The sequence below is a fragment of the Pseudoalteromonas obscura genome (assembly GCF_030135505.1).
Taxonomy (GTDB): domain Bacteria; phylum Pseudomonadota; class Gammaproteobacteria; order Enterobacterales; family Alteromonadaceae; genus Pseudoalteromonas; species Pseudoalteromonas obscura.
On sequence record NZ_JASJUT010000001.1, the window covers coordinates 673,659 to 686,454 of the forward strand.

The following is a 12,796-nucleotide window of genomic DNA, read 5'->3' on the forward strand; positions in this document are numbered from 1 at the left end:
ATATTCATACTTATTTTCAGGTGGCACCTATCAAGAGAGTGAGTTTGTAAAAAGGAGATATAATAAGATATTTTTATCAATTGTTTGACACACTTACGGGCATTTCGTCGTACCAGCTACAGCACCTACACCATACCATTTCATTAGTTGAGAGCGTAACTTCCATTTTCGTTAGGTTAATTAACAATGGGTGGTAATTGTTAATCTGTATACCACCGTTTAAGTTTCTCCAGCCAACTTAGCTCAATGAATGTATATGTCCGGGATTAGTAGCTTTGAAATATGCTGATGGGCGAAGCCCAACCAGCTATGCTAACTACAGCCATACAACATTCTTAAGGACTTGATTTAGAACTGACATGAACACCATTACCGGCAAAAACCCAGCCACTTATACCAGCTTGTTCAACTTTAACAGCCATAAAGTCCTTACTATATTGTCTGCGCCGAACATTATGCTCGGTGCCAGCTGCGTCCTCAAGTACGACGCTACATCCATACTGATTTTGGTAGGCACATTCCCAGTCGTTGTATGCTCGTATCGTTTCTGTAAATTTTACTGAATGGGCTTGATCATGTGATATCTCAACGCACCAAGCTCCTACAATAGCCAAAGCAATTACTATTGCTACACTGATATTCAATCCCATAGTGGCACTTAACTCACAATCGGTAATAGATAATTATCAAAAAAATGAGACTAATAAGGCTCGTGCCAACCGTTACGAGCCCCTTCACATTTTATTATATGAACTTTTATTTAAATACCCACCTATCAGTACATCTGACGCCATTAACAGAAGTATTAAAGTAAAAAGTTACTCTCTCATTAAAACTAAAAACAACACTTTTGCCATTCTTACTTCAGTCCATTTTGTGCTTTATTGACTTAAATTTCACAGCTTGCACGAAGGGCAGCAACCTATAGGCTACCCTCGCTATGTTCGAAGTTTTACTGCCGTACCAAACACCAGTATTTCTGATGCCCCATCAGTGATAGCGCTTGTTGTAAATCGTATTCCCACTATCGCGTCGGCATTTAATTTTTCTGCATTTTCAATTAATCGTTCAACCGCTATATTTCGCGCTTCAACCAACATTTCGGTGTAGCCCTTAAGCTCTCCTCCAACAATGCCTTTCAAACCTGCCATAATATCTCGGCCAACATGCTTCGACTGAACCACATTACCATTGACGATGCCCAAAACCGCTTCAATTTCTCTTCCAGGAACTGTTTCAGTTGTCGTATAAATCATAGTTTCCTCCTATAACACAACGTCTTAATATACTGTACAGAATTATCCTATATGACTTATTAAAACTAACCAATAAATGAGTACTTGCCAAGCTTTTAACGCCATTATTAAATAAGTTCTGACCAGTGCATAGATATAAATGTTGGACTCGTTAGAATCATAAAATGCCAATGCCCTTCCAATTATCATCTGAATAATTATCTATAAGAGGAAGCATCCGTTGCTCTGAATTTTCCGTAAAGGCCGATAAAATAACGATTAAAACCAGTAGTTATAACTTTAAAAAATAGCATGCTAATATTTATGCTTTGTGACTAAAGCCAGCCATACAATGGCTATACTATTTATTTGTTAAAGTTTTTACTGAGCTTACACTAAATAGTACTTTGGTGTAGTGATGTTTAGTATGCCAGTGAAGTGCCTCTCCATTTAACACATACTGCTGACCTAAATTTAAGCTAATTGTACTTGGAACGACAAGTTGTAATACATCGAGGTATAGCACCGTATCCAAAAACACCCTATCGGGCTTGAAGCATTGGTCATGTTTAAGCTTAATAGACTTAAACTTTTTTATCTTGCCTTTAATATTAATTTCAGACATTTCTATAGTGCCAGTCATGTTAACTTTTGTGCCATCTGTCGGTATACACGACAATGCTTCGAAAGGTAGCAACACAAGTACTATAACTAAATACTTTATGAACACTGCGGTGCTCCTTTAATTGACAGACTATAGTTGTTTTTACGGTGAACAGAGTGAATACAACAAATGGTTATATTCCTAACTTAAATGGCTGGCTCGGGTTAATCTGAGCCTCCACCGTCACCTCCTGCTCCCCCAGCAGAGTCATCACAAAAGCTTCCTGACTCAATATACGATATATCGCCGCCAAAAAATGTATCTGACACTTCCTCTCGCATTTCGTTATAGTCACAACTTTCGCCACGTTCGTCATGCCATTTATCGAACTGTTTCATACTTGTATATAAAGCATGCGCATAACAAATATGCCTCCAGTTATAACCTTCATCATGGACAGTTTTTTCAACCTGCCCAGATGTATACATTTTACTCTTGCCATACCTTCTCGAAAGGTCTTTCCCTAGCCGGAGTATGTAACTTCTTATTGCTCTTTTCTTTCTATATTTTGATAAAAACATAGCTCCTCCTAAAGCCTAGCTATATAACGAGACATTTATACTTGGGTTTACGAAACTCTTACGCCAAATGGTGATAAACAAAGGCTCAAGCAATTATGGCAATGCCTATTAAAGCAAGAGTACCTTTGCCTCTATTGCTTGATACATCTGCGCCACAATCAGGACATTTAAAGTGTGAACAATGGCCTAACTCAACCTTTATAGGGTTGATCTTACTATTACATTTTTTGCATTGCTGACTCAATTATTCACCTTCATCATAATGTGTACCTTGAACAGTGTGAAAAGCAGAACACAATTAAAAATACCTAAGCGCAAACTTGCTGCTTTTCGTCAACTGTTTGATTTGCAATCTAAGCATTTGAATTATCCAAAGTAATTGGTATCTTTCTCAAGCTTTTTGCGAAGTAACTCAACCGAGTCATAAAGCTCTGTTTTTGGGTACGGCAATACTTCTTTGCTGTTTGACCAAGTTAAATGAACAATAAAGTACTTACCTTCAGACTTGACCAAAACGTCATCTCTATCTTCTCGCTTTGCAAGGATTTCTATATTTTTACCATACAATACATGGCCAATAGAAAGTTCCGCGACTATTTCTGTCAATAGTGCTAATTTGTGTGAAGAACCGTAATCTTCTATGTCATTCCATGGTTCAGAGTACATAAGCCTCCATGAGAATATAACGCCCCCTAGTTTAAGCGTTTGCTAGTTAACTGATAGCTCTGTTTTTACAATATTCATTAGTTCTGGGTTAAGCGGAAAGGCTTTACTGCCTAACACAGAACTATCATCGAATGTCATTATTAAATATGTTTTGCCGCCATTAACAAACGCGCCATTACAATAGCCACCACGAAGCCTTAAAGACATATTAACCTGACCTTTCCAAACCTCATGTGGAATAGCTCTGTAAGTATATCCTCCGCTCATCAAAATTGTGACTTCTTCTTTTTCTACTGGCGAATGTTTTTGTACATGTTTTTCAAAATCACTCCAATGAATTTCAACAACTGAGCCGATGAAAACCTGTTTAGCCTGTGAAACAAGTTCGGTATAACTTCTACTTTCTACTGTACATGCCAATGACATATTTGAAAGTAATGTCAGTAAAGCTAAAAAATAACGCATATTTATCTCTAAGTTGCTAATACTTTAAACGAGGAATTTTTATTGGCCTAAATGTAAAGCCAAGCACTATTGGGTCATCAATGACGAATCCGACTTTAAGCTGTTGTTAACCTATTAATTTTCAAGATTTTATTTTTATTCCCATCTAATATGTAATCAATGGAAACACATCGGCCGTTTTTGAAAAAGTTATCGTTATGCAACCCCCCATGAAAATATGGCCCTGCATCATGATTACTAAAGTAAAATTCCACCCCTTCGATACTAAATGACTCAATCAAGGTGCCCGCTTTAGGTTTGCGTGTTTCATAGTTGCTAATACAGCCTTGGACTTGCTGAAACTCTTTGTTTTTAATGATGTTTCTTACTTCAACTTTCTCATGATATTGAGAGATTTCAGCTGAGATAGCCAACAGACATATAGCAACAAAGACTCCCACCAAGGTTGTTCTTTTAGTTTTCGTTATATCAGAGGCTACTTGAGTTATAACAGGAAACTTAATAACCAAACACAGTACTACTAAAAAAGGGATTAGAGATAATAAGTGGTCAATACTTGTATTTATTACTGGCTCAAAATATATACTCAATTTTTACGAATCCAATTGATATCTGCGTAACGGATTAAAAAGGTTTGGCTATAAAACTGGTCATCGATCTTCGACATGTCGAAACTTCCTTAGATACTTATTCCGCCCCAATAAAGGGCTGATAACGATAAGTTAAACTGAGAAACGTAGCTAAGCAAGGCGATTACAGCCGTGAACTTAATTGTCTATTTTATCGCGTTACCTTCACTTGTTAATACGTTTTTTTCTTTAAGTACTTCTAAAACGAATTCTGGCATATCATAGAATATAAAGTAGTCGTCTTGATATGCAGACCCGGCTCGCAACTTCTCCTTTACGTAAAAACGCCAATTAAGTATTCCTGAATTGATGGCTTTGTTCCAATCCAATAAGTTACGCCCCATATGAGACATAATAATTTTTTTACTGTCCCTGTTTAATTTCCAGATTTCTTGTTTTTGAAAAAATGGATTTGGACGATACACAATAAGCTTTTCTAATACCGCCTCCCCCATATAATAGGGTTCAAGTTCTTGTCGTAATTTTTCTTTGTGACGTATGCTGGTAGCGCAAGAAACGGAATCGAAGTCTAAAGAAAAACGATCACAGCCTGCAATAACCGCCCCCTCTAATAACCACTTACTAGTTTTAAAATCTATTTTATCGTCTGAGATAACAATGTACTTCATTTTACTTTCCAAAAAGAATAATGCGGTCTGAGCAGGCTCAAATAAGCGGCGGTGGAGCAAAAGCCAACTTTGCGATCAATGCCATTATACCTAAGACCTATCTCAAGTCCTCTACCCCAGCTTTTATCATTGGTTGTTGCAGAGAGAGTAATAACTTCTCCACAAAGTTGGCCTTTGATTTCATATGATCCAACCGTTACATAACGCCAGTAAAATCGGCTAACTAATTGCTCAAGAAAATATCTCGATTATCACCCTCACCACCTATTTTGTTGTCTGCACCGAGTGAAATAACCTCAAACCTTTTATTGGAGACCTTAGCTGGGTTATTATATTTATACTCATTCCCCCAGCTATCTATAGGTATTGACTCAATAATACCGACTTTTGATTCAATCAAATCTGATAGGGTATGGGGGTATGTTTGATGAGTTGTATAATACATTTTTATAGCCGCTTCTAACGCTGCTATATCGAGCGCTTCTTTAGACACTCGATAATAGTGATGTTTACTCATAAGCTGTGGCATGACAATTAAGGCCAGCCCGGCAATAAGTAAGGCTCCAAACGCCCAGCACACTCTATTTTTTATCATTGACTATCTCGCGGGCTTCATAATGCCTAGTTAATGGATGCACAAATGCTTGTCTAAATATGGTTACTAAGTAGCCCAAACCAAACATTTTGCATCCTCTATGCTTTAAGCACTTGCTATAAGCTTTTTACTTTACCTGAATATTTGAAAGTAGTATGTTTAGACTTTCTTGTGTTAGAGATTGATAGTATATTTCCGCCAACCAATTTTTATTGTGAAATAGTAAAATTCGACCTTTATCCTGTTTCTCAACCAGCTGGATTACCTCTAGATGATCATCCACTCTGAAGTAATAAAACTCCTTTTCTTTCCCATATATAAAAATACTTCTCAATTTTAACAGCACTACCATCTGGCTTACTTCTAATAGAGAGCTCAAGACATTAACCTTATCCGGCTTTAAATTAGTTAAAGTTAAAAACAGCCCTAATTCACTGTTAATAAAATCAATTCCAACAGTATTTTCATGTTTTAAATTTGAAACTAAATAACCAGTGTGCATATCCTCTAACGACATATCCGAAATGGTAATTGACTCCTCAGTTTCTGCTGAAAAAGAATGCATTATTGGCTTAAATTCGTCTAACTTATCATCCACAAAGCCATCTGGTAGTCCAATTGAAAGAAAGCCCAAATCAAATTGATTTGAAGGCTTGGAGGTAACTTTTTTAAATGTGACAGTAACTAGCCCAGTAAAGACCTCATCTCCGCCCGCTTCGCTCTTTGATTTATCAATTAAATAAATGCCCCACAATATGGGGCCAAACTTAATGACTATGGCTACTAATAAACAAAAGGATATTATGTACTTTACTTTTTTACTCATAATTACCAAATAACGGGTAGCTTACAACGCGAGTCGCGCTTACTGCGATTGCCATATTATTTATCATTTCGGTCTAAGTTTCTCAATAATTTGCGCGTCTACCCAGTAGAAATCTCCATTTCCTGATTTATCAGGGCTGTTAAAGAAAAGATATTTGCCATCTGGTGTTACGTATCCTCCATTTTGTGAGGTACTCGTGTTTATCTTATCCCCTAAGTTAATGGCAGCACCCCATGAGCCGTCTTCTTGTCGAAAACTAACGTAGATATCGCTACCACCATAGCCGCCATCTCTTCTGCTATCCCACAAAATATAGGACTCATCAGGTGCAATAAAGGGATGGATATTCACTATTCCGGTGTTCAATTCTTTGCTGAGGGGTTTTGGGGCTTCACGTTTACCATTGATCAGACGAGCATATCGAAGAAGACCGCCTCCCCCTCTACGATATTCATCAAAAAAATAAGTGCCTTTTGAGGAAACCGTAAGGGCCATGATGTCGATGTCTTCATACTCAGAACCGAGACTTTTTAACTCTGACCATCCACCATCGATTCTCTCCCTATATTTATTTGTATAATACATAGTTTTACCATCAGGAGAGATAGAACCGCCCACCCCTCGCTCTACTTCCGACTCGTGCCATCGATTATTCTCGAATTTAAGAACAAAATGCGATTCTTTTTTACTTGTGTTGTTTTTCCTAGAAAAGTAGAACTCTTTCATATCGGGTGTGAAAACAGCGTCCCACTCATGATGTTCCGAAGAAACAATATCAGGGGCAAACACTTCGGGAGTTAAGTCTGGTGGTTTTTGCCCAAAATAAGGCTCTACAGGAGCTAAAAGTGCAACTTGACTATGGCCTTTGTTGCTCATAGTTAGAACCAAAAACAGCAGAGTAACTGAAATGCGAATATGCTTCATGATTTGTCCTTATTTGAAGCTGATCAAGGTGGCTGCCAGTTTATTTAAATTGGAAAAAAGACCTGACGTTCTTATGACTTTAAGATGTTCTTTCTCTGTAGGCGACAACCCATCTATTGAGGGCATCAAATGCCCTGCTAAGGGGTTGATAGTATTTGGATAAAACCTTTAACGAAGCGAAAAAACGACTAAAATCTGCCCACTTGATTTGCATTGTTATATGCTTTCGAACTGGGTTAGGTTCCCTAACCGAATAAACTTGCGACACTCTCTTGCTGCTTGTTGCTTTTATCGGAAAAATTACTTTTCACTCTGTTTTTGAACCGAATATACATAGAAGCCGTATAACACCCATATTTAGTTGAAAGACATGAGGCGATCACTACATATTTAATATTAAAGAAAGGTAACCTAATAAGGCTGCACAAAAGACAAAAATTTAGCTAGGTAAACCGTAGAATGCTAGTCCTTTTAAAGATACACTAGCGCGGATTTGAATTAGGGCAAACATTAGGAAGTAGGAATTTAAATTGAAATTCACCAACAAAGACGTATTGCTATTTGATTTGGATGGGACATTAATTGACAGTGTGCCAGATTTGGCGCTCAGTATTAATCAGATGCTAAACGCATTAGACATGACCCCCTACCCTACAGACACTATTCGTAGTTGGGTTGGTAACGGTGCAGCAGTGTTAACTAAAAGAGCATTATCAGGCAGTATCGACATTGACCCTGATTTAGATGCCACTTACGTCGAAAAAGCGCTTTCAATATTTCTATCATTCTATGATAAGAATGTATGCGTTGAGACAACACTATATCCTAATGTAAAAAGCACATTAGAATCTCTGCATAGCGACGGTTATCGTTTGGTGATTGTAACAAACAAACCAGAACAGTTTGTTCGCCCTATCTTGAAACATTTAGGTTTAAATGACTTTTTCGAAATGGTTGTAGGAGGCGACAGCCTACCAAAACGCAAACCAGATCCAATGCAGTTAACTTATGTATGCGAAACTCTTGGCGTTTCCCCCTCGTCGTGCTTAATGATAGGTGACTCAAAAAACGATATTTTTGCAGCTACAGCGGCAGACATGCAAAGCATCGGTTTAACCTATGGATATAATCATGGTGAAGACATTAACAGTCATGGCGCATCACTCGTATTAGATAACTTTGCAGGTATCATTGAAGCCCTAGTTCCCATAACGGAACCTACATATTAAGATTATCAACCTTCCCAAGGTTTTTCGTTGTATCATTTCAATTACTGTCTAGAACATGCTAAATAAACACTTTGAGCACTCCAATACCCGCGTAGGAATCATAGGCGGTGGTATTGGCGGTGCCACTATCGCATTAAAACTAAGCCAACAAGGCGCTAATGTATTACTTTTTGAAAAAGAAAGTAGCCTAGTCAATGGTCCGCCAATGTGTCATCTACACGCAGGCGGCAATTTGTATAGAGAAATATCAGACCAACAATGTGTCGATCTGTTAAAACAGTCGATCAACACCGCAAAACTATATCAAGACGCTATCGATTACAGGCCAACAATCGTAGCTGTACCATCGCACGATAACGGAAAGCCAAGCGACGTTGTATCTAGGCTAACAGTGCTTCAGCAAGAGTACCAGCGACTAATCGCGTTAGATCCACAAAATGAGATATTGGGGCCAGCATCCGAGTATTTTAGGCTATACCAACGTCCTGACCTCGAAAGGCTATCGCAATTAACTGCACCAAAGCATCCAAAAACCCCTGACGAATGGATGATAGCTTTTGCTAAACAAACTGATTTAACTCAGCTTAAGTTTCCCGTGTTTTTGGTACAAGAATATGGCATTAGCGTTTTTAGACTAGCTGCATTGACCAGTTTAGCCCTAGAAAGCAGTCAGTATTGTGAGTTATTGACAAACACCCAGGTCACTTCTGTTACGCAAAACAGTGCTCAAAAGTGGCATATAGAGACAAAGCGCTCGGGCGTAGACGAAACGTTTGAAGTTGACTATTTAATCAATGCGTGTGGGTTTAGAACCGGCACTATCGATGACATGATAGGGCTTAAGCCACAACGTATGGTTGAATTTAAAGCCGCTTACATTAGCCGCTGGAACAACGACCAGACTAATTGGCCAGAAGTTATTTTTCATGGTACTCGAGGCACTAAAAATGGCATGACCCAATTAACCCCCTACCCTAACGGTTATTTTCAAATACATGCAATGACACCTGACATTACCCTTTTTGAAGATGGCTTAGTCTCATCGAAGCAAGAAAGTGCCCAGCCAGAGCTACCGAACAAATACATCGACAAAGTCAATCATCAGTGGGACGAGCAGGTAATTAATGAAAGAACCACCAAAGCCATTGAAAAAGTAGCTGGCTTTATTCCCGCGTTTAATAGCGCTGATATTGGCGGACGCCCGATGTATGGCGCGCAGCAGATACCGGGGGAAGATGCGACATTACGAGTTGCAGATGTTGCTTTTCAATCAAATAGCTATGCGCGATGTGAAATCGTCAAGGCATCATCTGCACTGCCAGCTGCTAACACTATCATTGGTAAGCTCGTAGAACTTGGTTTGTTGGCTGACAGGTACTCAAAATACTGTCACAGTGATTTTGTTGATACGTCTTCAACTAGCGATATAACAGAGCAGCAAATTGCTCAACGGGCAGAATATCTTGCACAAGAGCGTGGTTTTCCTGTAGACCTCGCCAGGCGAACAACGCCAAACATTAGCTAAATAGTTACAACGGCTTTAGGTTTGCCAAAACCTTTAGCCGTTCTATATTCGATCTGAACAGTAAGAATATGAGCAATATTTCATCGGCCTTTTTGTTGGCTAATAGAGCTTAGGTCTTTCATTATTGGATTTGTGCCTGTCCTATGGTATCCCTTACAACGCTTTTAATGCCTACTTAATGCGTTTGAAAGTTGCACGCAAGTATCCATCTTGCTCCCCTAGACCGAGCTCAATGAGCGGGTAGGTTCCTTCTTGAACCATAGTGTCACCAATTATTGTTATTTTAAAAGGAATGGATACCCCTTCATAATTTGGAAAACTCGAATATTCAATATGTTCAGTCAATATATTATCTTCGTAGCTATAGCGGCCCAACGAACCACCAAAATTATCAAACGCTACAACTTTTTGTTCTTTCGTGAGTTGAAACGAGCTAAACCTTGGCCGGTTATTACCAATACTCGAAAACGCAAAATGACTATCTGTAAATATTTTAATCATTTCACGGCTTTTACCATCGAAGGTGGTGTATTTTTGGTCACCTATAACTAATGTTTCTAATTCTAATTGCCATTCACCTTCTAGCGTGTCTGCTTGACGGCTGTTGCTTAGTGTTTGACACCCGCTAAGCAATCCTAACGCGAGCACTAAGGTAAATAAAACTCTCATTGTTCATATATCCATATTATGTTTAATAATCTAGGGCACTATCAGTGATAAGTTACCTGAAAGCTGGTGTTGCCAATAAAAACAAAACACCTAACTACGCCGTTTCCACCCTCACCCTCAAATACGACAGGGCTCAATCCCTCATTTGCAAATGCCTTCTTTTGCGGTTATGAAATACTGCTTGTACCCAAATATATCTGAACGCGCTTTTGCTATCTACTGAGAATTCTTCACATAGATTAATTCAACTTTCAATCTCGTATAACAAGACTCCATCGCCGCTTAACCCCAGCGGTTGCCTTTCCTACACAAACTTCGCTTAACTCTCAACTTACCAAGGTAATTCACGTATTTTTTTATCTATATTGCATTGCGTGTCTGTCTGAGTGAATGGTCAGTCCTAGTAAAGGAAGTCTGTGCCTGTCCTAAGTTCCTTTCTGCCTTATAGCGCTGATTAGTCTAATAAAAAAGATAAGCGTTCATCCGCTTTAGATGGGGTTAACTCGATGATTTCAGGTTTGACCACATTTTCAATGACAAAAGGATCTTCAGCGATAATTCCCTCAATTTCCTCTTTAGACACGTTTGCTGCGATAATGCCACCCCCAGCGTTTGGCTGCAGGCTTCCCGATACCATAAAAACGCCCTTATCAAAGCCGGCTTGAAGCCACTCTTTATGACCTTCCATAAAGTCTTTGGCTCGGGATTTGTTGTCTGAGAACCTCAATTGAATGATAAACATGTCATAACTCCTTTGATATATTTCATATGTTGACTTCAAAATGCCTAGGCTATCTAAAGCACAAAACACTTTAATAAACGGAAAAATAGCAGGTTAAACTACGCGAAGAATGGTCGCAAGCCTACTGTTTTATATGCGATTTAACAGCTTTATTAACCACCTAACCTCGGTTAATAAACACAGACTCTACAAAATGATGTAATTCACTCTGGTTGGAAAAGTATTCATCTATCTCTCCCCAGCATGTAAAAGTACTTTCATTGAAGCCCCCTTCAATATCATTGAAATACAAGCAACAATTACCATAAATAGCTACAACCCAAAACCCACCTCCTTCATCACCAAATGGCGACAGTTTCCACTTTTGAAGCTCGGGTAACTTTATTTTTTGCCACACACTTTTGGCTCTTGAACTCATTTCAAATTCTGAGATTTCAATGATTCCTTCAAGGTGGCTTTTTGTTATCGGTTTCCAGATACTCATATACATTTAGATAGTTAGCGTTTTAATAAACGGTTATAAATAGCTGACTAAAATTAGTTATGAAGCAACACACGCCTGCTGCTTTTTACTTCTTGCTGAATGGCTATATCACGTTGCAATTCAATATATTACGATAATAAGCTTTGTATGGACTACTCAAATTCAGCCCTATTACATTTGCTTTTTTTAACCGATTGATAAAATTAGCCACGTAAATGTGAAGCCACTTCACCCTCAATTTTGCTCAAAATTGACGTTCCACTCTCAGATTCGAGATCAATTTCAACCCAACCATCTGTTCCCATAAATTCAGCGGTTGAAAAACAAAGTAAACCTGAAGCAGAAATGTTACCTTCTAATCTAAAAATGCCAATTGAGGTTTTAATTCGAGTGATTATAAATTCCATTTCAATTTCTCTATAGAGATATAAGTTATTATAAAATAATAAAAAATGCGACTATTTTTCAATCCGCTTTAATCAGTTTGTTATACATATTTTACACTTAATTTTCAGTGCTTAGTTGAGTAAGGTAACTTTTTAGTTTTACAAAACTCTCAAGTCCACGCTTATCTGTTTGATACTCTGGCTCCCAAAAGGCTACAGCTGTATATTGATATAAGGAGCTTTCTAGCATCCAAGTATCTCCATCCATTCCCTGAGCTTTATCTTTTGGAAACTCTAATGCACTCTCTAACATACTCTCTAAGTTTGAATACTGCTCTTCCGATAATTCAATACTTTCCTTTGATTTAATACCTTTCCAATCATAACCACCAGCCCCCTCATAAATTGTAGTTATTAACAGATAAGGTTTGTGTCTAGTAACCTCATAGATAACAGGATTTGAAAAAGTAGGCACTATTTTCATTTTTAAAACTGGTTGAAGATAAAAACCAGGATCAGTATATTCAATGGTGCTTCCCGTAGATTTACAACCTACAATTGAAAGTAGAATCAAAAAAATTGAAAAATTCTTCATATTACTAAACTG

The 12,796-nt window shown here is 38.2% G+C and carries 18 protein-coding genes; 2 read left to right on the forward strand and 16 right to left on the reverse strand.

Annotated elements, in window-relative coordinates; all coding sequences use genetic code 11:
* Positions 1 to 335: 335 nt before the first annotated feature.
* From QNM18_RS02945 to QNM18_RS02995, 11 genes are all read right to left on the reverse strand, one after another.
* Positions 336 to 650: a hypothetical protein gene (locus QNM18_RS02945; RefSeq protein ID WP_284136275.1), complete on the reverse strand. Its 315-nt coding sequence runs from the start codon at positions 648 to 650 to the stop codon at positions 336 to 338.
* A gap of 288 nt (positions 651 to 938) precedes the next feature.
* The gene (locus QNM18_RS02950) at positions 939 to 1,256 is read right to left on the reverse strand and encodes a heavy metal-binding domain-containing protein (RefSeq protein WP_284136276.1); all 318 of its coding nucleotides are present in this window, start codon (positions 1,254 to 1,256) and stop codon (positions 939 to 941) included.
* Between the two features lie 340 nt (positions 1,257 to 1,596).
* On the reverse strand, positions 1,597 to 1,965 hold the full coding sequence (locus QNM18_RS02955; RefSeq protein ID WP_284136277.1) for a DUF4431 domain-containing protein: 369 nt from the start codon (positions 1,963 to 1,965) through the stop codon (positions 1,597 to 1,599).
* 98 nt (positions 1,966 to 2,063) lie between these two features.
* Positions 2,064 to 2,420, reverse strand: a complete 357-nt coding sequence (locus QNM18_RS27265) for a DUF6559 family protein (protein ID WP_348772541.1) — start codon at positions 2,418 to 2,420, stop codon at positions 2,064 to 2,066.
* A 366-nt stretch (positions 2,421 to 2,786) separates the two neighbouring features.
* Entirely contained in the window at positions 2,787 to 3,086 is a 300-nt protein-coding gene (locus QNM18_RS02965) for a hypothetical protein (protein WP_284136279.1), read from the reverse strand.
* 42 nt (positions 3,087 to 3,128) lie between these two features.
* On the reverse strand, positions 3,129 to 3,551 hold the full coding sequence (locus QNM18_RS02970) for a hypothetical protein (protein WP_284136280.1): 423 nt from the start codon (positions 3,549 to 3,551) through the stop codon (positions 3,129 to 3,131).
* A gap of 95 nt (positions 3,552 to 3,646) precedes the next feature.
* Positions 3,647 to 4,141, reverse strand: a complete 495-nt coding sequence (locus QNM18_RS02975) for a hypothetical protein (RefSeq protein ID WP_284136281.1) — start codon at positions 4,139 to 4,141, stop codon at positions 3,647 to 3,649.
* Positions 4,142 to 4,326: 185 nt separating this feature from the next.
* A complete protein-coding gene (locus tag QNM18_RS02980) occupies positions 4,327 to 4,809 on the reverse strand; it encodes a hypothetical protein (RefSeq protein ID WP_284136282.1) in 483 nt (160 codons plus the stop codon).
* A gap of 223 nt (positions 4,810 to 5,032) precedes the next feature.
* Positions 5,033 to 5,404 (reverse strand): type II secretion system protein GspG, encoded by a 372-nt coding sequence (locus tag QNM18_RS02985; RefSeq protein WP_284136283.1) that lies wholly within the window; start codon positions 5,402 to 5,404, stop codon positions 5,033 to 5,035.
* Positions 5,405 to 5,531: 127 nt separating this feature from the next.
* The gene (locus QNM18_RS02990; RefSeq protein ID WP_284136284.1) at positions 5,532 to 6,230 is read right to left on the reverse strand and encodes a hypothetical protein; all 699 of its coding nucleotides are present in this window, start codon (positions 6,228 to 6,230) and stop codon (positions 5,532 to 5,534) included.
* Between the two features lie 63 nt (positions 6,231 to 6,293).
* A complete protein-coding gene (locus QNM18_RS02995) occupies positions 6,294 to 7,154 on the reverse strand; it encodes a TolB family protein (RefSeq protein ID WP_284136285.1) in 861 nt (286 codons plus the stop codon).
* Between the two features lie 530 nt (positions 7,155 to 7,684).
* On the opposite strand from QNM18_RS02995, the gene QNM18_RS03000 reads away from it, so the two are divergent.
* Together QNM18_RS03000 and QNM18_RS03005 are read left to right on the forward strand one after the other, a co-directional pair.
* Positions 7,685 to 8,383 carry a phosphoglycolate phosphatase gene (locus QNM18_RS03000; protein WP_284136286.1) on the forward strand — a complete coding sequence of 233 codons (699 nt, stop codon included), beginning with the start codon at positions 7,685 to 7,687 and terminating at the stop codon, positions 8,381 to 8,383.
* Positions 8,384 to 8,438: 55 nt separating this feature from the next.
* A complete protein-coding gene (locus QNM18_RS03005) occupies positions 8,439 to 9,908 on the forward strand; it encodes an FAD-dependent oxidoreductase (protein WP_284136287.1) in 1,470 nt (489 codons plus the stop codon).
* 171 nt (positions 9,909 to 10,079) lie between these two features.
* Here QNM18_RS03005 and QNM18_RS03010 read toward each other — a convergent pair whose 3' ends face one another.
* The 5 genes from QNM18_RS03010 to QNM18_RS03030 all read right to left on the reverse strand — a co-directional run bounded on the left by QNM18_RS03010 (position 10,080) and on the right by QNM18_RS03030 (position 12,784).
* Positions 10,080 to 10,577 carry a lipocalin-like domain-containing protein gene (locus QNM18_RS03010; protein ID WP_284136288.1) on the reverse strand — a complete coding sequence of 166 codons (498 nt, stop codon included), beginning with the start codon at positions 10,575 to 10,577 and terminating at the stop codon, positions 10,080 to 10,082.
* A gap of 454 nt (positions 10,578 to 11,031) precedes the next feature.
* Positions 11,032 to 11,319 (reverse strand): YciI family protein, encoded by a 288-nt coding sequence (locus QNM18_RS03015; RefSeq protein ID WP_211009251.1) that lies wholly within the window; start codon positions 11,317 to 11,319, stop codon positions 11,032 to 11,034.
* A gap of 160 nt (positions 11,320 to 11,479) precedes the next feature.
* Complete coding sequence (locus tag QNM18_RS03020; RefSeq protein ID WP_284136289.1) at positions 11,480 to 11,737, reverse strand: hypothetical protein; 258 nt, start codon at positions 11,735 to 11,737, stop codon at positions 11,480 to 11,482.
* A gap of 269 nt (positions 11,738 to 12,006) precedes the next feature.
* Positions 12,007 to 12,210: a hypothetical protein gene (locus QNM18_RS03025; protein WP_211009249.1), complete on the reverse strand. Its 204-nt coding sequence runs from the start codon at positions 12,208 to 12,210 to the stop codon at positions 12,007 to 12,009.
* Positions 12,211 to 12,307: 97 nt separating this feature from the next.
* Positions 12,308 to 12,784: a hypothetical protein gene (locus QNM18_RS03030; RefSeq protein ID WP_284136290.1), complete on the reverse strand. Its 477-nt coding sequence runs from the start codon at positions 12,782 to 12,784 to the stop codon at positions 12,308 to 12,310.
* Between the last annotated feature and the right edge of the window lie 12 nt (positions 12,785 to 12,796).

Coding starts and splice junctions, on each gene's coding strand:
- QNM18_RS02945 (WP_284136275.1), bottom strand. CDS start 650: ATGGGATTGAATATCAGTGTAGCAATAGTAATTGCTTTGGCTATTGTA.
- QNM18_RS02950 (WP_284136276.1), bottom strand. CDS start 1,256: ATGATTTATACGACAACTGAAACAGTTCCTGGAAGAGAAATTGAAGCG.
- QNM18_RS27265 (WP_348772541.1), bottom strand. CDS start 2,420: ATGTTTTTATCAAAATATAGAAAGAAAAGAGCAATAAGAAGTTACATA.
- QNM18_RS02965 (WP_284136279.1), bottom strand. CDS start 3,086: ATGTACTCTGAACCATGGAATGACATAGAAGATTACGGTTCTTCACAC.
- QNM18_RS02970 (WP_284136280.1), bottom strand. CDS start 3,551: ATGCGTTATTTTTTAGCTTTACTGACATTACTTTCAAATATGTCATTG.
- QNM18_RS02980 (WP_284136282.1), bottom strand. CDS start 4,809: ATGAAGTACATTGTTATCTCAGACGATAAAATAGATTTTAAAACTAGT.
- QNM18_RS02985 (WP_284136283.1), bottom strand. CDS start 5,404: ATGATAAAAAATAGAGTGTGCTGGGCGTTTGGAGCCTTACTTATTGCC.
- QNM18_RS02990 (WP_284136284.1), bottom strand. CDS start 6,230: ATGAGTAAAAAAGTAAAGTACATAATATCCTTTTGTTTATTAGTAGCC.
- QNM18_RS02995 (WP_284136285.1), bottom strand. CDS start 7,154: ATGAAGCATATTCGCATTTCAGTTACTCTGCTGTTTTTGGTTCTAACT.
- QNM18_RS03005 (WP_284136287.1), top strand. CDS start 8,439: ATGCTAAATAAACACTTTGAGCACTCCAATACCCGCGTAGGAATCATA.
- QNM18_RS03010 (WP_284136288.1), bottom strand. CDS start 10,577: ATGAGAGTTTTATTTACCTTAGTGCTCGCGTTAGGATTGCTTAGCGGG.
- QNM18_RS03015 (WP_211009251.1), bottom strand. CDS start 11,319: ATGTTTATCATTCAATTGAGGTTCTCAGACAACAAATCCCGAGCCAAA.
- QNM18_RS03020 (WP_284136289.1), bottom strand. CDS start 11,737: ATGAGTTCAAGAGCCAAAAGTGTGTGGCAAAAAATAAAGTTACCCGAG.
- QNM18_RS03025 (WP_211009249.1), bottom strand. CDS start 12,210: ATGGAATTTATAATCACTCGAATTAAAACCTCAATTGGCATTTTTAGA.
- QNM18_RS03030 (WP_284136290.1), bottom strand. CDS start 12,784: ATGAAGAATTTTTCAATTTTTTTGATTCTACTTTCAATTGTAGGTTGT.